Genomic DNA, 18,345 nt, shown 5'->3' on the forward strand with positions numbered 1-18,345 from the left:
TTTTGCTCACGCAGCGTCCAAGACCCGCATTTCAACATGAAGTCCAGCGGCCGCTATCATATTGACCAGGGTATCAAGCCCGAACAGGTTGATCTTTCCACGTAACAGGTCAGATATACGTGGCTGGGTGACGCCAAGTGTGCGTGCCGCTTCACTTTGCGTCCATCCCTTGGCTTTTATGTGCCGCTCGAGTGCCATCATCAGCGTGGAGCGCAGCTTCATGTTTTCCGCTTCTGCGGTCGTGTCTTCGATGGCATCCCAAATGCTGTCGAAAGCTTCGTTGCTCATCGGCCTAATTCCTTCACCAGATCGTCGTAGCGTTTCGTCGCAAGATCGATATCTGCCTTGCTGGTCTTTTGCGTCTTCTTTTGAAAGCAATGTAGGACGTAGATCGCGTCGCTGAATTTGGCGACATAGATCACCCGAAACGCACCGCTTTCATCTCTTATCCGTATTTCCTGAACACCCTTTCCGATGGTTGCCATCGGCTTCCAATCGGCAGGCATCTGCTCATGCTGGACTTTGTCCAACTGATAGCCAGCTTCACGGCGCGCCGTTTCAGGAAACGAACGTAGATTACCCAGAGCGCTGCCACGAAACCTGATCGTCTTCATATCATGACTATACAAAAAATTATATAAATTTGGCAAGCATGTTTGGTAGATTTCGTTTCCGGTCGCGTTATGGACGCGACCGGAGGACTTGAGTGTGGCCTAAAGCAACGTCCCGCTCAAGATCAGCAGTGCCACCGAGAAGTAGATCACCAGACCGGTGACATCGACCAGCGTCGCTACAAATGGGGCCGAGGCTGAGGCGGGGTCGAGGCGCAGGCGCTGGAGGAGGAAGGGCAGCATGGAGCCCGTGATCGAGCCGAAGGTGACGATGCCGACCAGCGCGCTGAAGACTGTGAAGCCGACCAGCAGCCAGTGTTCGCCGTAATCATAAAAGCCAGCCTGTTGCCACACGGTGAGCCGCAGGAAGCCGATGGCGCCGAGGATGGCGCCGAGCGTGAGGCCCGTTGGCAGTTCACGCAGCAGCACCCGCCACCAGTCGGACAGTTTCAGTTCGCCCAGCGCCAGCGCCCGTATGATGAGCGATGTGGCTTGCGAGCCGGAATTGCCGCCTGAGGACATGATGAGCGGGATGAACAGCGTCAGCACAACGGCTTTTTCCAGCTCTCCCTCAAAATGCTGCATGGCGCTGGCCGTCAGCATTTCTCCGAGGAACAGGGCGGAAAGCCAACCGGCGCGTTTGCGGATCATGTCGAGAAAGCCCATCGTCATGTATGGCTTACCCAGAGCTTCCATGCCGCCGAATTTATGCGCATCTTCGGTGGTATCGGCGATCATGGTGTCGATCACGTCATCCACCGTAACGATGCCCAGAATATGGTCGTGCTCATCGACAACGGGAATGGCCAGAAGGTCATGCTTGCGGATGAGGCGGGCGACATCCTCCTGCGACATCAGCGGGTCGGCATAGGTAATGCCTTCCTTGGATGCGACGGAGAGGATGGAGGCCGAGGGTTCGCCGGTCACGAGGCGGCGCAGGGTGACAACATTGGCCAGGGTGCCATTTTCGGTCAGCACATAGATGGCATAAACCGTTTCGCGGGACCGCTCGACGATGCGGATATGCGCAAGGGTTTTTTCCACCGTCCAGCGGTCGGGCACACTGACGAACTCCGTCGTCATCATGGAGCCAGCCGTGCGGGGCGGATAGGTCATCAGGTGCTGGATGGCGGTGGCAGTTGCGCGGTCAAGCCGGGCAAACAGCTTTGCGCGTGGCTCGTCGTCCATATCGGCCATCACGTCTGCCACGCGGTCATCCGACATCAGATTGACGAGTGGAACGGCCCGATCCAGCGGAATAAGCGCAAGGATATCGGAAGCTCTGTGCAGTTCGGGACGATCCAGAACGGCAACGGCCTTTGGCTGCGGCATTTTCAGCAGAGCGTCGACGGCGTCGTCCAAGTCGAGCGTGTTGAGATGGTCGACCCGTTCTGCAATGGTGGTTGGGCCAATGCTGCCGGCGCGCAGAATGCGTGCAGCTTTGCTGGCTCTCTGGGAGAGGTTTTGAAAGTTCATGATTGCTCACCTTCCAGTCGATCCGCCAATCACGGCGGAACGTGGTGAGCCGACAGGTGTCAGATCAGTGCACGCATCGCCGTGTTCGGCAAAGGCAATCGACTACTACTGTCGCTAGACATCGAATGATGCTCCGTGAAAATCTGCGCCAGACCGTGGTTTGGCCTGCGCGTATCCAAGCAAATGCGCCCGAAAACAGGGCGAGTCAAGCAGGCCAAATATGAAATTTTGGCAAGGTAAACCGGCGGCCCAAACGACCGCCACGGGTCTTGTCCGGGTGCCTCGAAATCAGACCTTGAGAGCGGTCTTCTCGCGCCGTTCCAGCGCCACGGCTATGCCGAAAACGATGAGGCCTGCAAAGGACAGGACGGCGCCGATATAGCCTGTCGAGGCGTAGCCGTACCCCATGGCAATGGCGAGGCCGCCCAGCCATGCGCCAAGCGCGTTGGCAATGTTGAAGGCGGAATGGTTGGAGGCGGCGGCCAGTGTTTGCGCATCCGCTGCAACATCCATGAGGCGCGTCTGCACGGCGGGGCAGGCTGCAAAGCCGCAGCCTATGAGAAAGACGCAGAGGCACAGCATGTAGGGATTGTGGGCAGTCAGCCCGAACAGTGCCATCAGCACTACATTCGCCGCCAGCATGCCGCCAATCGTGCCGTTTAGCGAGAGATCAGCCAGACGTGATCCGACGACATTGCCGACATTCATGCCGATGCCGAATAGCGCGAGGACCAACGGCACGGAAGCTACCGGCATCATGGCGACATCGGTTGTGGTTTTGGCAATATAGCTGAACACCGCAAACATGCCGCCGAAACCGACCGAAGCTACGGCCAGCGATAGCCACACCTGGCCACGCTTGAAAGCGCCCAGTTCACGCCAGATGCTGGCACCTTCCTGCACCTTGTCACGCGGCTGGAAAAGCCAGAGCAGCGCAACCGTCAGCACCGCAATGCCGCCGACCATCAGGAAAGCTGCCCGCCAAGAGAACAGCTGGCCGAAGAAGGTGGCCAAAGGCGTGCCGAGAAGTGTGGCGATTGTCAGCCCCAGCATGACGCGGCCTACGGCGCGGGCGCGCTTGTGGATGGGTGCCATGGATGCGGCAACTAGCGCCGCCACGCCAAAATAGGCACCGTGCGGCAAGCCGGTGATGAAGCGCAATATCGTGAATGTCAGGAAATCAGGCGCGATTGCGCTCAGAATATTGCCAATTGCAAACAGGCTCATCAAAGACAGCAGCAGCGCACGCCGTGTCATGCGTGCCGCAAGCACGGCAATGATGGGCGCGCCGATGACGACACCGATTGCATAGGCCGCGATCACATAGCCCGCCTGCGGAACGGTGACGCCGTATGTCGTCGCCACATCCGGCAAGAGACCCATAATGGCAAATTCACCAGTGCCGATGCCGAACCCACCGGCGGCAAGCGCCAGTTCGATAAGGGCGATGGAAAGAGGTGTGAGTGCCGTGGGCGATGGCGGCGCAACAGGTTCTACTGCCACGTCTGAGCGGATCTGCGAAGAGCGTGTCTGGGTCATGGCTTCTGTGACGGAGGTAGGCAAAAAAAAGGGCAAGGCCGGGGTCTCGGCCTGCCCTGACTGGAGTTTGGCGGCCACCAAAATGACCTTATCTGCTCGCATACCATAAAGTTGTGCACTGCGGTAGTATTTGATTCGGCAAAATAGTTGCATCACGCGAAATGTGTACGGAACTGAATGGGCGCAGTTCCATTAAGGCTGCGCGTAACGGGGGCTGGATAAGCATATGAAGCTGGTGGCGATTTTTAACCGCGATGGCGGAACCTTCAAAACCACTGATATGGATGCCTATTGCGACCATGCGCGAACGGTGTTCCAGAATGCCGGGCATGAAATCAAATGCCGTACGGTCTCGGGCAAAGACATTGTCGCGGAAATGGAACGCACAGCCGACGACAAGGGGCTGGATGGCCTGATTGCCGGTGGTGGCGATGGCACCATTTCCGCTGCGGCCGGCATCGCCTGGAAACACGGCATCGCTCTTGGCGTCGTTCCCGCTGGTACCATGAATCTTTTTGCCCGCTCGCTGCAATTGCCGCTCGATATCTGGCAGGCAGTGGATACGCTGGCGCAGGGCCACGTTTACAATGTCGATATTGCCAGCGCCAACGGACGGCCTTTCGTGCACCAGTTTTCCGCAGGTCTGCATGCGCGCATGGTGAGATACCGCGACAGAATGGAATATGCATCGCGCTTGGGCAAAATCCGCGCCAATGTGCGTGCCGCCGTTGGCGTCGTCTTTAATCCACCTGTGTTCGATATGGAATATACGGTCGAGGGGGAGACGAAGAACCAGCGCGTCTGCGCCATCTCTGCATCCAATAATGAGTTTGGCCCGAGCCCTTTGCTGGTGGCTGATAATATAACCCGGGGCAGGCTTGGGCTGTACATCGCCGACGCTTTGACGCCATCGGGCGTGGCACGCCTTGCCATTGATATAATGCGCGGCAAGCTGAAGGAAAACGCTGCCGTAACTGCTATGACGGTGACCGAAGCTGAGCTGCATTTCCCCAAGCGCCGCAAGGACGTGCGGTGTGTTATCGATGGCGAACTGCTACCGATGGAGCGGGACGTGATGCTGAAAATTCACGCCGGTGAACTGAAGGTCATTGTCGCAAAAGATTACGCAAGTCTCTGAATTCACATGAATATCGCATAAGCACTCGACTTCCGTGTCGTGAGCGGATGCCCTTGCAAAGCATGCGCGCCATGTTAATCCTCTGAGAGGACAATAGGAGCGAGCATTGCGATGAATGATACTGCCAGGACGATTTCCAACCTAGCCGCCATCGACGCCGCCCACCACCTGCATCCCTTTTCAGACATGGGAAAGCTGAACGCTTCCGGCACCCGCATCATCGAGCGGGCGGAAGGTGTTTTCATCTATGACAGCACCGGCAAAAAATATCTGGATGCCTTTGCCGGTCTGTGGTGCGTCAACATTGGCTATGGCCGTCGTGAGATTGCCGATGCCGTTCTCCGGCAGATGAACGAGCTGCCCTATTACAACGCCTTCTTCGGCACCACGACGCCGCCAGCAACGCTTCTGGCGCAAAAGATCGTGGCCCGTGCCGGGCCGCATATGAACCACGTGTTCTTCACCAATTCCGGCTCCGAGGCCACCGACACCTGGTTTCGCATGGCGCGGGTGTACTGGAAGGCGCTGGGGCACCCCACGAAAACGCATGTCATCGCTCGCCGCAATGGCTATCACGGATCAACGGTCGCGGGCGCATCGCTGGGTGGCATGACCTCGATGCACGAGCAGGGCAACCTGCCCATCGAAGGCGTGTCCCATATCGCCCAGCCCTATTGGTATGCCGAGGGCGGCGATCTTTCACCTGACGAATTCGGCTTGAAAGTTGCACGCGAGCTGGAGGCCCGGATCGATGAACTGGGCGAGGAAAACGTCGCGGCCTTCGTCGCTGAACCCATTCAAGGCGCGGGCGGGGTCATCGTGCCGCCTGAGACCTATTGGCCGGAAATTGCCCGCATCTGCAAGGCGCGCAACATTCTGTTGGTATCTGACGAGGTCATTTGCGGTTTTGGCCGGCTAGGCTCGTGGTTCGGCTACCAGCATTTCGGCTACGAGCCAGATCTGGCTCCCGTCGCCAAGGGACTATCGTCGGGATACCTGCCCATCGGTGGCGTGCTGGTATCGGACCGTGTGGCCGAGGTCATGTTGACCAAGGTGGGTGATTTCAACCATGGCTTTACCTATTCCGGGCATCCTGTCTGTGCTGCGGCCGCACTTGAAAACTTGCGCATCATCGAGGAGGAGGGACTGGTGGAGCGCGTGCGTGACGATATCGGTCCGTATTTCCGGCAGGGCTGGCAAAGCTTGCTCGACCACGAGATGGTGGGTGAAGCCGTCAATGTCGGTCTTATCGGCGGACTGCAACTGACCGTGGACAAGGCAACGCGAAAGCGTTTCGAAAAGCCGGACGAAATCGGCACGCTGGTGCGCAACCACTGCCTGGAAAACGGGCTGGTGATGCGCGCCACGGGCGATCGCATGCTGGCCTCTCCGGCTTTGACCATCAGCCGGTCCGAGGTCGATCAGATCATATCAATCCTTCGCAAGGGACTGGATCACTTGCGCGACAAGCAGGGAGCTTGAACGGCATGGCAGAGAGTGAACATCACTACAAGGTTCGGATCACATGGTCAGGCAACCGCGGAACCGGCACCTCCGGCTACCGCGAATATGATCGCTCGCACGTGATTTCGGCCGAAGGCAAGCATGATATCGCGGCATCTGCCGATCCGGTCTTTCTGGGTGATGACTCGCGGTGGAACCCGGAGGAGCTTCTGCTGGCCTCGGTTTCGGCCTGTCACAAGCTCTGGTATCTGCATTTCTGTGCGGTATCTGGCGTGGTTGTCAGCGAGTATGTGGATGAGCCAGAAGGCACCATGAAGCTGGCGCGAGGCGGCGCGGGTCATTTCAGCGAAGTGGTCCTGAGGCCAATCGTCACCGTTTCCAAGGGAGATCTGGAGACGGCGCGTGAGCTGCATGAAGATGCCCACGAACACTGTTTCATCGCCAACTCTGTCAAGTTTCCGGTTCGTGTCGAGCCGCAGATCAGGTCTGCCTGAAGCCATTACCGTTGGGGGATGGTTTCCCAGGTATAATAAAAGGTATGCCGCTTTTCGGACGCCGTCGCATAGGGCACGTCGATGCGGGTAACGTCTGTCGGGATCGGCAATGATGTTCGCTCGGCGAGTGCTGCCAGCACATCCGCCGGGTCGTGCTGCATCGCGGCCTCTGCGCTGTCGCCTGCCAACAATACTACAGAACCTGCTGGCCAGGAGGTTGGGACGGGCTCCACGTCTCGGTCGCCAACGAAGACAGTGGAATTGGGGAACTGTATTTTCAGATTGCCGCCCACTATGCCACCGATGGCCACGATATATTGCGGCTCCGGGTGCCCATCGCTCCTGAGCAGCTCCGCGAAGCTGTGGTACGGTCTGTGGACCAATGAGTACCGCTCAAAATAGGGGGCGACCACCCCACGGCCGAGGAGAACCAGAACGAAGCCGACTGTGAGCACGGATGTGACTGCCAGCATGGAGGGCAGCCTGCGATCGGCCAGAACACCGGCGGCCTGCACCTTGAGACAGAGATAGAGTGGCCACAGCAGCAGATAGACGGTGACCCATTTCTGGCGAACATGCGTGGCGCCCATATACAACACGATCAGCAGCAGGCACAGGAACGAAAACAGCATGATCCGCCCGATGATGCGGGTGGATTGGTCGGAAGCGCGCAGGATTGCCTTGATGTCCTTGAAAAACAGCGCCGCCAATATGGCTGTGGTCAAGGCGAGGCCTTTCACGAAGGCCAATATCAGTTCGAGCATGCCGCTCAACCCGTGGAAGGTGGCATGTTCTGCACCCTCACGCATTTCGCTGGTGGTTTGAGCTGTCGCGAGATCGAGATGGTCGAGCACCCACAGGAAGTGGGGCGTGACGACGATGAGAGCGGCAGCGGCAGTCATCAGCAGCCGCCAGTCCAGCAGCCGATCCCGCAGATCTTTCTCAAGCGCGATCGCGATGATTGTGGCCAAGGGAATGACGACGAAATTGTATTTCGACACAGCGCCGAGGCCGATGACGAGGCCGGTCAGAATATAGCCCAGCGCTGAGGGCCTCTTCAGCGTGCTGAACAGGACATAGACAAACAGCGACACCGCAAAAAGCGCCAGCACCGTGTGGGTAAGATCGCGTTGCGACATAACGAAGACGGTGGGCAAAGTCAGCACGCCGAGTGTCGCCACATTCACCAGTGCCTTCTCGCGGATGAGCAGGCGTGCGGTGAGCCAGAAAAACAGACAACAGAGAAACAGAAGACCGTTCTTCAGCACGCTCAGCGACGCAATCGACGGGCTGAGGACGGTATTCACGCCATATTGCAGCCAGCTATAGACCGGGGGCTGAGAGCCATAACCCAGAAGCAGGAACTGGGAGAGAATGGCTTGTTGCGCTTCATCAACTTCAAGCCCGGGCGAGCGTATGATCCTGGATAGGATCGCGAACAGGAAGTATCCCGCAATCAGCATCAAAACTACGTCTGGATTGCGGGAAAGCGCCTTACGCATGGTGTCAGGTCTCTTCTGAGGTGTAGGTCTTGCCGACAATGTAGTTGGGTGTCTGTTCGTCGCGATAGTAGAGGCGCGCAATCATCTCTGAGAGAATGCCTGTGGTAATCATCTGCACCGATGACAGAAGCAGGACGACGCCGACCATCAGCATTGGCCGCGTGCCGATATCATTGCCGAAAATGAATTTGTCGACGAAGAGATAGAGCAGAATGAGCGCCGCAAACGCGCCAAGGCCAAGACCCAGCGAGCCGAAGAAGTGGCCCGGACGCGCCTTGTAGCGCATGAAGAACATGACGGACAGCAGATCGAGAATGACGCGGAACGTTCTGGAAATGCCGTATTTCGATGCGCCGAACTGGCGGGCGTGGTGGGTGACCGCCATTTCGCCAATGCGGGTGCTGGGCACAACGCCCGCCACCCAGGCCGGGATGAAGCGGTGCATTTCGCCCATCAGCTTCACCTGCTTGATGACGGATGAGCGATAAATCTTGAGGCTGCATCCATAGTCATGAAGGCGCACACCGGTGATCTTGCCGATCAACCGGTTGGCAATCCACGACGGAACCTTGCGCAGGAAGAGACCGTCCTGCCGGTTCTTGCGCCATCCGACCAGAAGGTCGAGTTCTCGGCGCTCCAGTTCCGAGACCATCATCGGAATGTCCTTGGGGTCGTTCTGAAGGTCGCCGTCGAGCGTTGCGATCAGGCGGCCTTTGGCCGCGTCGATGCCAGCCTGCATGGCCGCTGTCTGGCCAAAATTGCGCTGTAGCGCAACGATCTTCAGATTAAGGCCCGCGCGCGAAAGGTAAGCCCTGGCGTTGGCGATGGTCGCATCCGTGCTGCCATCATCCACCAGAATGAGTTCCCAACCGGCTTGGTACGACAGCATCGACTCTGCAACGCGTTCGATCAATGGGCCGACACTGTCTTCCTCGTTGAAAATCGGAACGACAAGCGATAGGTCCGGTGTATTGTCCATTGAAACCTCATGGCTCATGGAAGTTGGTGTCGGCACCGAGGTTTCTCCTGTAAGGCTTCGATCATATGCTTATGAGGCGGATAGGATGCTGCTTGTTAGTTGTCCAGATAAGGCCGTAGTTTGACAGGGAATCCGGGCAAAATGAAACGGACGGCGTGGCTTACCCGCAACGCGATGACGCTCGGCACCATTCTTGTGGTTGCCGCCTATGCAGCCTTCATTCACTGGACGTGGGGATGGGCAAGCGTGCTGACGCTCTGGCAACATGCAGGCTTTGGCGCCATGGCGCTAGCGCTTGTGCTTCTGGTCGGCACCTACGTGCTGCGAACCTGGCGCATCTATGATTACTTTCGGCATGAAACCGCCGGGCGTTTTGCCCCGCTGTTTCGCGTGGTGCAGATCCACAATCTCCTCAACATCATGCTGCCCTTCCGGTCTGGAGAGACCAGTTTTCCCCTGCTGATGAAGAAGGAATTCGGCGTTCATCTCGTGCGAGGCACATCGGCACTTTTCGTGATGCGCCTGTTTGATCTTCACGCTTTGCTGGCGGCGGCCGGTGTCGGGTTAGCAGTGGAAAAAAGCAACGGCTTGCTGTGGCTCGCTTGGGTTGGTTTTCTATTGCTGCCGGTTCTGGGCTTTGCCACTCGCGCGCCGCTCTTTCGCATGATCGGGCGCGTGTCGTCGCCCAAAATTTCAAAAATCGTCGGCGAGATAGAGGCAGGCCTTCCAGCCGATATCAGCGCTTTTATGCGGGCTTGGGGCATGACGCTGGTCAACTGGTTCGTCAAAATTGCAGTGCTTGCCTGGGTGCTTATGCTGATGGGCAACATCTCGCTGACCGCAGGCTTCGGCGGCGCGCTGGGCGGCGAGCTTTCGTCAGTGCTGCCGCTCCATGCCCCGGGTGGTATTGGCACCTATCCGGCGGGAATAACGGCAGGTGCCGTTGGGTTTGGCGCGAAAGCGGGCGAGGGCTTGCTGTCTTCGCTTGCCCAGGCCGCCGTCAATGTTCACCTGCTGGTCATTGTCTCATCGCTGGTGGGAACAACTCTGGCGCTTTTTGTGCCCGTGAAAAGGCTGCGCCAGAGCTGAGGCCTATTGAAACGCCGTTTCGTAGAAGCTTCTCAATTTGCGCGAATGCAGGGTTTCCGTCGGCATGGCAGCCAGTTTCTGCACGGCACGGATGCCGATTTGCAAATGCTGAGACACCTGCGTCTTGTAAAACTCTGTTGCCATGCCGGGCAGCTTCAGTTCCCCATGCAAAGGCTTGTCTGAGACGCAGAGAAGGGTGCCGTATGGGACGCGAAAGCGGAAGCCATTGGCCGCGATGGTGGCCGATTCCATATCCAGTGCAATGGCGCGTGCCTGTGACAGGCGCTTGACGGGGCCAGCCTGATCGCGAAGTTCCCAGTTGCGGTTATCGATGGTGGCAACGGTGCCGGTGCGCATGATGCGCTTCAACTCGAAGCCCTCATAACCGGTGACTTCGGCAACCGCACCTTCTAGCGCCATTTGCACCTCGGCCAGAGCCGGGATCGGCACCCAGACGGGCAGGTCGTCATCTAGAACGTGGTCTTCACGCATATAGGCGTGGGCCAGAACGTAATCGCCCAGACGCTGGCTGTTGCGAAGGCCTGCGCAGTGGCCGACCATCAGCCACGCATGGGGACGCAGCACGGCAATGTGGTCCGTGATCGTCTTGGCATTGGAAGGGCCGACGCCGATATTGACCAGCGTGATGCCCGCATGGCCCTTTTTCTTCAGGTGATAGGCTGGCATCTGCGGCAGACGCCCCAGCGTCATATCGGTTGTCGGGCGGTCCGAACCGGCTAGCGTGACGATGTTGCCGGGCTCCACGAACTCCGTATAGCCATCACCACCATCGGCCATGATCTTGCGCGCCCAAGAGGCGAACTCATCGATGTAGAACTGATAGTTGGTGAAAAGAACGAAATTCTGGAAATGATTGGCGCTGGTGGCCGTGTAATGGCTGAGCCGCGCCAGCGAATAATCGATGCGCTGCGCTGTAAACGGAGCAAGCGGCGCGGGCTCGCCCGGAACCTGATCATATTCGCCGTTCGCAATCAGATCGTCGGTATTGTTGAGGTCAGGCGTATCGAACAGATCACGCAACGGAACATCGGCGAGCGAGGACGCCGCCGACGCTTCCACGAAAGCGCCTTCGCCAAAGGCAAAATGCAGTGGGATGGGTGTGGATGATTCGGCGATGGTGACGTGAACGCTGTGGTTCTTGATCAACAGGCCCAACTGCTCTTTCAGGTAATGGCGAAACAGCTTGGGGCGGGTAATCGTCGTCGTGTAGACGCCGGGTGATGTGACGTGGCCGTAGGACAACCGCGAATCGACATGGCCGAAGCTGGATGTTTCGATGCTGACCTGCGGATAACAAGCGCGGTAGCGGCCCGTAATCGGGGCGCCCTGCGCCAGATCAGTGAAGGACTTGATGAGGAATTCGGTGTTGCGCTCATAAAGCGCGGTCAAGGCATCTACCGCCGCGGCCGGATCAGTAAAAGTCCGGGGCGCGAAGGGCTCGGGCGTGATGAAAGCGAGGTGCGAGATGGTGTGCTTTGCTATTGTCATGGCCCATTATAGAGAGCCAATTTCGACAGGCAAGCGACAGAAATATGTGCGTTTCAAAAATACGCGGGAAAAATTCAGCCGGCACGCGCCTTCGCTAGAGTGTCACCGAGCAATGGTTGGAAAGGCTGTGCTGGCAGGCAATCGAAGCGCCCACATTCACGCGCTGGAAGCTCCTGTTAGGATTGACCACCAGAGCCGCGAAAGACATGGCAAAAATCGCCATCAACAACACGATGATCGTAAAACGCCGAACCAGAATCGTCATGTCCATTCCCCTTCTCGTCATGGTCTTCCCTCCTGTTGAACGAGAGATTGCCATGCTGGGACTGAACCAACCCTGAGGGTAGGGTTCATGTGGCATTCAGGGTGTTTAACAGGGGGAGTGCGGGGGGGATGGTCCATCGCACACGTTGCCGTTCATCCTTCCGCCGCCTCATCTGGAATAAAGCGGCGGAGGACGTCAGGACCTACTTCTTGAACACTTTCTCCAGAAACGCCGCAAAGGATGGGCGCCAGACGTCCATTTCGTGGCCGAGGTCTTTATACTCGACATAGTCATGGGCGATTTTCTTCTCGTCCAATATGGCTTTCAGCCCGGCAATATCCTTGCCTGTCACAACGTCCTTGGTGCCGACCGTGACGGTGAAGTTGCGCAGAGCTTTGTTGATTTTCTCCGGCTCGTTCAGCGTGGCATCCACGGCCTTGTTGGGAACCGTGGTGGTGGATACGCCGCTGAAATTGGCGATCCAGCCAAAGGTGCCGAGGTGGGAAAGGCCTGAAACCAGAGCCTGATAGCCGCCCTGCGAGAGACCCACAACGGCGCGGCCATCGGCATCATCACGCACCTTGTAATGCTTTTTCATATAGGGAATGAGGTCTTCCACCAGTTCCCGGTCAACCGCATCGGCATTGATGGGGTAGAAGTCTCTGCGACGATCTGCACCGGGGAAGTTTTCGGCGATTGCTTCCGGAATGTCGGCTTCCGTATCGGGAATGACGACAATCATCGGCGCGATTTTTTTCTCGGCAAGGAGATTATCGAGAATCTCTGGCGCGCGGCCCTGTGTGACCCACGAGGCAACCGTGTCGCCAAAGCCGTGATACAGATACATGACCGGCAACGGCTCGGATGCGTCGCTATAGCCCGGCGGCGTGTAAACATAGGTCGCGCGTTGTGATTTCAGCGCCTTTGACGGGATGGTCACCAACCGCAACTCGCCGTGTGGAACGTCCCGCACATCGACAATGCTGCCGGGAACGAGAATCAGGCTGGTGTTCACCTGCCGCTGTGGCTTTGGATAGTTGGTGCCGGTATCGATGCTGCGAAAACCATCGATGTTGAAGTAATATTCATAGAGATTGGGCTTCAGCACATCGCTTTTCGCACTCCAGACGCCATTTTCGGCACGCTTCATCTCCAGCGGAGCGTTGGTCCCAAGCACGACTGAGACGGCTTTTGCCGATGGTGCAAACAAACGGAATGTGATGGCTCCGTCCTTCTCGACGCCCGTCACGAACTCATTCAAGGGCCGGGTTGCCGGGGGTGCGGCAGGCGGCTCCAATGCGAGAGCGGGCACACTCATGATGCAGCCTGCCAGAACGATGCACGGTAGAAACAAACGCATGAAAATTTCCTCCAAGTCATAAAAACCATCCCCCAGCCGAGAGTGACAGATACGGCGGTCGCTTTCAACCATATGAGGATATTGAGGAAACTGGTTTCCATTGGCGCTCGAAAGGCTTTAGGAGTGTCGCTCCGCGCCGTGCCGCCTTGGTGCTGCGCGAGAAAGACGCAGACAATGCTCAAGGACATCAAGTGAAAATTATCAAACTGCTTACAATCGTGCTGATCGCCGCCGTGGCTATATTCGGCTACCGCTGGTACGGCTACGTGACCAATACCGAAAGCCCCTACAACGAAGTGGGTATCGAGTTGAACAGCCGCATGCCAGGCCCGATCAACAAATGGGGCTGCGACAAGCTGCGTGAAACATTTGCCAATATGCTTCCGCCTTATGGCTGCCAGGCTGGTGACGGAACCCAGTGGCGTTGATGGTCTGAGGCTCAAGTTGAAGCACGAATCAAAAAGGCGCCGCTGTGGCGCCTTTTTTAGTTTCTGCAGGCGGCTTAGAGGCGCGACCAGGTCTGTGATTTGCACAGGATCTTCAGGACGCAGCCCTTCATGCTCAGCGATTTGCCGGAAACGGTTCCCGTACCGGCATAGGTCTTATCATTGGCAGGGTCGGTAATTTCGCCGGAATAGCTGTTGCCGGCGCCGCTCATCTTACCAATCTGTTTTCCGGCATGCTTGCCAGTCTTTAATGTCACGCAGAAAGCGGAACCACAGGGCGCGATAACTGCGGTTTCTCCGCTCGCTGTCTTCCAGTTGCCTTCGATGGATTCTGCGGCGATGGCGCTGCCACCCACCAGCAATGCGGCAACAGCCACGATCATCATTCTTTTCATATGGACCTCCCAATCCAGTTGCATGCGAATTCGACGGGCGACATTCGGCACGCGCAACTCCAACAGGCAAATTTATAGTTTACGTGAACGTAAAAGGAAATACGAGGGAGCAGTGAATCCGTTGATTTTTTGCGGGACTTTTGTCGAGAAAATACCGACCGGAAAAAGCGCAGCTTCCAACGTGGTTACGGAAGAGTTGAATTTCATCCGTAAACTTTTCGTAAAAATGGACCGATAATCCTTAATTTCCGGGGCTTGTGATATTTAACAAAAACCCAACTTTACCAATCGTTTGGACTTTGTTTGGCTCCTATTAATCATGGATTTTAAGCGCCCGTTGAAGCCCCTTTGGCATAGTGGGGACATCGAAAGAGCAGGGCTAACCTGCCGACGGAAAAGGCCAGAACAAGCCGCATAAGACGGTAAGGCCTCAACCGGTAAAGCTCCCACAGAGGGGCTGTCGTCAAAAATGCTAACGGGCAAACAGGGTATAGAAAAATGGCACGCTTTGAAGTTCGCGATATCGAAATGGCCGTCGCCGGTGGGCAAAGCCGCGCTGATGTGTTTTGCAATCTGGGCCTGATCTACGCGACAGGCCGGGGTTGCCCGGTGGACCTCATTGCTGCCCACAAATGGCTCAACATTGCCGCGATCAAGGGTTCGGAAAGAGCAGCCTCGCTGCGCGCCGATCTTGCCCGCAACATGAGCAAAGCAGATCTTGCGGCCGCACTCAGCGCGGCTCGCACATGGATGACCTCGCACTGATGCCAGCAAGCGTTTTGCACTGACACGAAACGTTGAAATTCAAAAAGACAGAGCGGTCAGAACCGCCATATTTCCTGCCAGTTCCCTCCAGTCCTGGCAGGCAAACAATCATAAGTCCGAATGGGCATGCGGTCAGATCCACACCGCGAGATCATAAACCGTGACCGGCAGAAACAAGGCCGGCACGGTTTTTTGTTGTTCAACTCAGCCGAGTGCCTTCAAGACCTTCGGTAGGGCGTCTGCAAACAGAGCCATCATATTGTCAGGTCCGGCGCTGACGCGAATGCAGCGGTTGAGTGGCTCTACACCCGGCATGCGGATGAACACGCCGTGGTCCATCAATCCATCTACGATGGACTTGGCATAGGCGCCGTCGCGGCGGCAATCGATGGTGACGAAGTTGGTCGCAGAGGGCAGGGGTGACAGACCATTCTCGCGCGCAACGGCACTGATGCGTTCGCGCGCATTGGCGATGCGTTTGACCACATCACGCAGATAGACCTGATCCTTCAGCGCAGCCAGTGCGGCGGCGACCGAGACGCGGGGCATGCCGAAGTGGTTGCGGATCTTGTCGAATGCCTGCGCATTGCCAAGCGTGCCGATGGCATAACCCACGCGTGCGCCTGCCAGACCGTATGCCTTGGAGAAGGTGCGCATGCGCAGCACATTGGGCATGCCGATCATGGCACGAACGCTGGGAATGGCGCTCTCCGGTGCCGTTTCGCAGTAGGCTTCATCCAGAATCAGCAGACAGTTTTCCGGCAGTGCCTTGGCAAATGTCAGCACTTCGCTCGCTTCCCACCAGCTTCCCATGGGGTTGTCCGGGTTGGCGAAGTAGACAAGGGGTGCGTTCTCTTTCTTGACGAGATCCAGCAGGCCATCCAGATTCTCGTGATCATCCAGATAGGGCGTCGTGACCAGGCGACCGCCATAGCCATTGACGTGATAGTTGAAGGTTGGATATCCGCCAAAGGACGTGACGACGGGCGTGCCCGGTTCCACCACCAGCCGCACGATCTCGCCCAGCAGACCATCCACGCCGTTGCCCACGGCGATGTTGTCGCGCGAAATGCCGTGATAAATGGCCAGCGCCTCGCGCAATTCAAAGTTTTCAGGGTCTGCATACATCCACGTTTCGGATGCGGCCTGCTTCATGGCTTCGAGAACAGAAGGCGCAGGCCCAAAGCCGCTTTCGTTTGCTCCAATCCGCGCTTTGACGAGAAGCTTGCGGTTACGCTCGATTGCCTCCGGCCCGACGAATGGAACCGATGCGGGAAGCGTAGCAGACAGCGATGTGAAGCGGGAAAATGCGGACATTTCAGAGGGTTCCGTTATCCGTTAATGAGACGGCACCAGCATAGAATCAATATTGGCCCGCGCAAGGCAGGCCAATTGAATTTGCTTGAGTTTTAATAGGTTTTCCCCGCTGGACGGAAAACAGCCTTTCGTCACATCGTCATTTCAAAACTGAGGCGACGAACGTGATGAAGAAACTCGGTATCGATCAGCATGTTGAAGCCAATCGTTGCCTTTTCCTCTTCGCGGCGGATCAGCGTGCAGCCAATCTCATCGCGTATGCCCAGCACTTCCAGATAGAAGTTGGTCGGCAGATCCAGATGTGGACTGACCTCAAGGTCTGCGCCATACAGCGAGATATTGCGGATGAGGCAGCGCATCGTGTTGCGCGCGCTGAGGTGATGACCGATGAAGGTTATCTTCCCGGGACGATCAACCAGAAACTTCTCATACATCTGGTCGTGTGGAACGGCGTCGTTTGCTCTGATGTTTACGTTTAGCGCCATGACAACCTCCCGATTGCCTCTTGTCCTGATGTTAACAATAAGCTCGTTTCATTGCCAAAAGCTGAAGGAAAACGTTAGAAACGAAACGTTTCTGCCACGTTATGCCACAGCGGCATGTTTTTTCGAACCGGTATCATCGATTGAAACGTCTATAGTCTCATTAGGTTGCGCCAGACTGTTCAAGACGCCGGTGATCGGCCCGGTCTGCCGAGCGTAAGCGGGTTGACGCGCTACGTACTTGTCGTTACGCCTTCAGCATATCATGGACTGATGGAGCAGCAGATGTCGCGCACACTCGTCATTGTCGGTGCGGGCCAAGCCGCATTTTCCCTTGCCGCCAAGCTGCGGGCTCTCAAGGATGACAGACCGATCACGATCATCGGGTCGGAAGATGTTCTGCCTTACCAGAGGCCACCTCTTTCCAAAAAATATCTGATGGGGGATATGACCTTCGACCGCTTGCAATTTCGCGGCCCCGAATGGTTTGCGGAAAACAATGTCGATATTCGCCTGTCCACCTGGGTGGAGGAGGTGGACCGCGTATCAAAGATCGTGCGCATGCAGGATGGCAGCACGCTTGAATATGACAAGCTGGCACTGGCCACCGGTTCCTCTCCGCGAACCCTACCTGCCGGTGTGGGTGGCGATCTCGACGGTGTGTTGACCGTGCGAGACAAGCGCGACGCCGACCGCCTGATGCAGGATATGAAGCCGGGACGCCGCTTGCTGGTCATCGGCGGTGGCTATATCGGCCTGGAAGCCGCAGCGGTGGCCCGGCAACTGGGGCTCGAAGTTACTCTCATCGAAATGGCTGATCGCATCCTGCAGCGGGTGGCATCCAGCCAGACCGCCGCCATCATGCGCGATATTCACGAGGCGCACGGCGTATCGATACGTGAAAAGACCGGCCTTGTGCGGCTGATCGGGACCGATGGGCACGTTAGTGCTGCCGAATTGTCTGACGGCTCCACGCTGGATGTGGATTTCGTGATCGTCGGCATCGGCGTTCTGCCCAATGACCGGCTGGCGCGCGATTCGGCTCTGGATATTGGAAATGGCATTCTCGTCGATGAATTCACCCGCACCTCGGACCCGGATATTCATGCCATGGGCGATTGCGCGCTTCTGCCATTGAACGGTGAGAAGGTGCGGCTCGAATCGGTCCAGAATGCCGTCGATCAGGCTGAAGCTGCCGCTCTTGTTCTTTCCGGCGATGAAAAGCCTTACCAGCCAAAGCCATGGTTCTGGTCGGACCAGTATGATGTGAAGTTGCAGATCGCTGGTTTCAACGCAGGCTATGATGAGACCGTTTTGCGACCCGGCCAGCGCGAAGGCAGCCACTCCATCTGGTATTTCCGCCAGGGCCGCTTCATCGCCGTGGATGCCATTAATGATGCCAAGGCTTATGTGAGCGGTAAGAAACTGCTCGATCTGGGCCGGGAGCCTGATCGCGCTATCCTTGGCGATCATTCTGCCGACCTGAAACTGCTGCTCGCCTAGGAGAAATGCCG

General features: G+C 57.2%; 19 protein-coding genes. 7 read left to right on the forward strand and 12 right to left on the reverse strand.

Annotated elements, in window-relative coordinates:
- Positions 1-6: 6 nt before the first annotated feature.
- From ACQZ51_RS04530 to ACQZ51_RS04545, 4 genes are all read right to left on the reverse strand, one after another.
- On the reverse strand, positions 7-288 hold the full coding sequence (locus ACQZ51_RS04530) for a helix-turn-helix domain-containing protein (protein ID WP_448775489.1): 282 nt from the start codon (positions 286-288) through the stop codon (positions 7-9).
- The gene (locus ACQZ51_RS04535; protein WP_448775490.1) at positions 285-614 is read right to left on the reverse strand and encodes a type II toxin-antitoxin system RelE/ParE family toxin; all 330 of its coding nucleotides are present in this window, start codon (positions 612-614) and stop codon (positions 285-287) included. Before ACQZ51_RS04535 ends, ACQZ51_RS04530 begins: the two co-directional genes overlap by 4 nt.
- 99 nt (positions 615-713) lie before the next feature.
- Positions 714-2,087 (reverse strand): magnesium transporter, encoded by a 1,374-nt coding sequence (mgtE, locus tag ACQZ51_RS04540; protein ID WP_448775491.1) that lies wholly within the window; start codon positions 2,085-2,087, stop codon positions 714-716.
- Between the two features lie 288 nt (positions 2,088-2,375).
- Complete coding sequence (locus ACQZ51_RS04545; RefSeq protein WP_448775783.1) at positions 2,376-3,662, reverse strand: MFS transporter; 1,287 nt, start codon at positions 3,660-3,662, stop codon at positions 2,376-2,378.
- A gap of 190 nt (positions 3,663-3,852) precedes the next feature.
- On the opposite strand from ACQZ51_RS04545, the gene ACQZ51_RS04550 reads away from it, so the two are divergent.
- From ACQZ51_RS04550 to ACQZ51_RS04560, 3 genes are all read left to right on the forward strand, one after another.
- On the forward strand, positions 3,853-4,764 hold the full coding sequence (locus tag ACQZ51_RS04550; protein WP_448775493.1) for a diacylglycerol/lipid kinase family protein: 912 nt from the start codon (positions 3,853-3,855) through the stop codon (positions 4,762-4,764).
- 111 nt (positions 4,765-4,875) lie between these two features.
- Positions 4,876-6,246, forward strand: a complete 1,371-nt coding sequence (locus ACQZ51_RS04555; RefSeq protein ID WP_448775494.1) for an aspartate aminotransferase family protein — start codon at positions 4,876-4,878, stop codon at positions 6,244-6,246.
- A gap of 5 nt (positions 6,247-6,251) precedes the next feature.
- Positions 6,252-6,722 (forward strand): OsmC family protein, encoded by a 471-nt coding sequence (locus ACQZ51_RS04560; protein WP_448775496.1) that lies wholly within the window; start codon positions 6,252-6,254, stop codon positions 6,720-6,722.
- A gap of 5 nt (positions 6,723-6,727) precedes the next feature.
- On the opposite strand, the gene ACQZ51_RS04565 is transcribed toward ACQZ51_RS04560, so the two are convergent.
- Both ACQZ51_RS04565 and ACQZ51_RS04570 read right to left on the reverse strand, forming a co-directional pair.
- Positions 6,728-8,224, reverse strand: coding sequence for an ArnT family glycosyltransferase (locus ACQZ51_RS04565; protein WP_448775498.1), 1,497 nt, complete (start codon positions 8,222-8,224; stop codon positions 6,728-6,730).
- A 4-nt stretch (positions 8,225-8,228) separates the two neighbouring features.
- The gene (locus ACQZ51_RS04570; RefSeq protein ID WP_448775500.1) at positions 8,229-9,203 is read right to left on the reverse strand and encodes a glycosyltransferase family 2 protein; all 975 of its coding nucleotides are present in this window, start codon (positions 9,201-9,203) and stop codon (positions 8,229-8,231) included.
- A 141-nt stretch (positions 9,204-9,344) separates the two neighbouring features.
- Between ACQZ51_RS04570 and ACQZ51_RS04575 the strand changes: the two genes are divergently transcribed.
- On the forward strand, positions 9,345-10,292 hold the full coding sequence (locus ACQZ51_RS04575; RefSeq protein ID WP_448775502.1) for a lysylphosphatidylglycerol synthase transmembrane domain-containing protein: 948 nt from the start codon (positions 9,345-9,347) through the stop codon (positions 10,290-10,292).
- A gap of 3 nt (positions 10,293-10,295) precedes the next feature.
- Here ACQZ51_RS04575 and amn read toward each other — a convergent pair whose 3' ends face one another.
- From amn to ACQZ51_RS04590, 3 genes are all read right to left on the reverse strand, one after another.
- Positions 10,296-11,801 (reverse strand): AMP nucleosidase, encoded by a 1,506-nt coding sequence (gene amn / locus ACQZ51_RS04580; protein ID WP_448775503.1) that lies wholly within the window; start codon positions 11,799-11,801, stop codon positions 10,296-10,298.
- A gap of 94 nt (positions 11,802-11,895) precedes the next feature.
- The gene (locus tag ACQZ51_RS04585; protein ID WP_155398867.1) at positions 11,896-12,087 is read right to left on the reverse strand and encodes a hypothetical protein; all 192 of its coding nucleotides are present in this window, start codon (positions 12,085-12,087) and stop codon (positions 11,896-11,898) included.
- A gap of 181 nt (positions 12,088-12,268) precedes the next feature.
- Entirely contained in the window at positions 12,269-13,426 is a 1,158-nt protein-coding gene (locus tag ACQZ51_RS04590; protein WP_448775505.1) for an esterase, read from the reverse strand.
- Between the two features lie 191 nt (positions 13,427-13,617).
- On the opposite strand from ACQZ51_RS04590, the gene ACQZ51_RS04595 reads away from it, so the two are divergent.
- Positions 13,618-13,854, forward strand: a complete 237-nt coding sequence (locus ACQZ51_RS04595) for a hypothetical protein (protein WP_448775506.1) — start codon at positions 13,618-13,620, stop codon at positions 13,852-13,854.
- A 74-nt stretch (positions 13,855-13,928) separates the two neighbouring features.
- Here ACQZ51_RS04595 and ACQZ51_RS04600 read toward each other — a convergent pair whose 3' ends face one another.
- Positions 13,929-14,267, reverse strand: a complete 339-nt coding sequence (locus ACQZ51_RS04600) for a DUF2147 domain-containing protein (protein ID WP_448775507.1) — start codon at positions 14,265-14,267, stop codon at positions 13,929-13,931.
- A 498-nt stretch (positions 14,268-14,765) separates the two neighbouring features.
- On the opposite strand from ACQZ51_RS04600, the gene ACQZ51_RS04605 reads away from it, so the two are divergent.
- The gene (locus ACQZ51_RS04605; RefSeq protein ID WP_192063714.1) at positions 14,766-15,032 is read left to right on the forward strand and encodes a sel1 repeat family protein; all 267 of its coding nucleotides are present in this window, start codon (positions 14,766-14,768) and stop codon (positions 15,030-15,032) included.
- A gap of 204 nt (positions 15,033-15,236) precedes the next feature.
- Here ACQZ51_RS04605 and ACQZ51_RS04610 read toward each other — a convergent pair whose 3' ends face one another.
- Both ACQZ51_RS04610 and ACQZ51_RS04615 read right to left on the reverse strand, forming a co-directional pair.
- The gene (locus ACQZ51_RS04610; RefSeq protein WP_448775508.1) at positions 15,237-16,349 is read right to left on the reverse strand and encodes a pyridoxal phosphate-dependent aminotransferase; all 1,113 of its coding nucleotides are present in this window, start codon (positions 16,347-16,349) and stop codon (positions 15,237-15,239) included.
- Between the two features lie 131 nt (positions 16,350-16,480).
- Positions 16,481-16,834: a hypothetical protein gene (locus ACQZ51_RS04615; RefSeq protein WP_448775509.1), complete on the reverse strand. Its 354-nt coding sequence runs from the start codon at positions 16,832-16,834 to the stop codon at positions 16,481-16,483.
- 282 nt (positions 16,835-17,116) lie between these two features.
- Between ACQZ51_RS04615 and ACQZ51_RS04620 the strand changes: the two genes are divergently transcribed.
- Positions 17,117-18,334 (forward strand): NAD(P)/FAD-dependent oxidoreductase, encoded by a 1,218-nt coding sequence (locus ACQZ51_RS04620; RefSeq protein WP_448775511.1) that lies wholly within the window; start codon positions 17,117-17,119, stop codon positions 18,332-18,334.
- Positions 18,335-18,345 lie beyond the last annotated feature (11 nt).

It is taken from the genome of Agrobacterium sp. CG674 (assembly GCF_053521645.1).

Coding starts and splice junctions, on each gene's coding strand:
- mgtE (WP_448775491.1), bottom strand. CDS start 2,087: ATGAACTTTCAAAACCTCTCCCAGAGAGCCAGCAAAGCTGCACGCATT.
- ACQZ51_RS04555 (WP_448775494.1), top strand. CDS start 4,876: ATGAATGATACTGCCAGGACGATTTCCAACCTAGCCGCCATCGACGCC.
- ACQZ51_RS04605 (WP_192063714.1), top strand. CDS start 14,766: ATGGCACGCTTTGAAGTTCGCGATATCGAAATGGCCGTCGCCGGTGGG.
- ACQZ51_RS04620 (WP_448775511.1), top strand. CDS start 17,117: ATGTCGCGCACACTCGTCATTGTCGGTGCGGGCCAAGCCGCATTTTCC.
- ACQZ51_RS04530 (WP_448775489.1), bottom strand. CDS start 288: ATGAGCAACGAAGCTTTCGACAGCATTTGGGATGCCATCGAAGACACG.
- ACQZ51_RS04550 (WP_448775493.1), top strand. CDS start 3,853: ATGAAGCTGGTGGCGATTTTTAACCGCGATGGCGGAACCTTCAAAACC.
- ACQZ51_RS04585 (WP_155398867.1), bottom strand. CDS start 12,087: ATGACGAGAAGGGGAATGGACATGACGATTCTGGTTCGGCGTTTTACG.
- ACQZ51_RS04600 (WP_448775507.1), bottom strand. CDS start 14,267: ATGAAAAGAATGATGATCGTGGCTGTTGCCGCATTGCTGGTGGGTGGC.
- ACQZ51_RS04570 (WP_448775500.1), bottom strand. CDS start 9,203: ATGGACAATACACCGGACCTATCGCTTGTCGTTCCGATTTTCAACGAG.
- ACQZ51_RS04565 (WP_448775498.1), bottom strand. CDS start 8,224: ATGCGTAAGGCGCTTTCCCGCAATCCAGACGTAGTTTTGATGCTGATT.
- ACQZ51_RS04560 (WP_448775496.1), top strand. CDS start 6,252: ATGGCAGAGAGTGAACATCACTACAAGGTTCGGATCACATGGTCAGGC.
- amn (WP_448775503.1), bottom strand. CDS start 11,801: ATGACAATAGCAAAGCACACCATCTCGCACCTCGCTTTCATCACGCCC.
- ACQZ51_RS04610 (WP_448775508.1), bottom strand. CDS start 16,349: ATGTCCGCATTTTCCCGCTTCACATCGCTGTCTGCTACGCTTCCCGCA.
- ACQZ51_RS04590 (WP_448775505.1), bottom strand. CDS start 13,426: ATGCGTTTGTTTCTACCGTGCATCGTTCTGGCAGGCTGCATCATGAGT.
- ACQZ51_RS04575 (WP_448775502.1), top strand. CDS start 9,345: ATGAAACGGACGGCGTGGCTTACCCGCAACGCGATGACGCTCGGCACC.
- ACQZ51_RS04615 (WP_448775509.1), bottom strand. CDS start 16,834: ATGGCGCTAAACGTAAACATCAGAGCAAACGACGCCGTTCCACACGAC.
- ACQZ51_RS04535 (WP_448775490.1), bottom strand. CDS start 614: ATGAAGACGATCAGGTTTCGTGGCAGCGCTCTGGGTAATCTACGTTCG.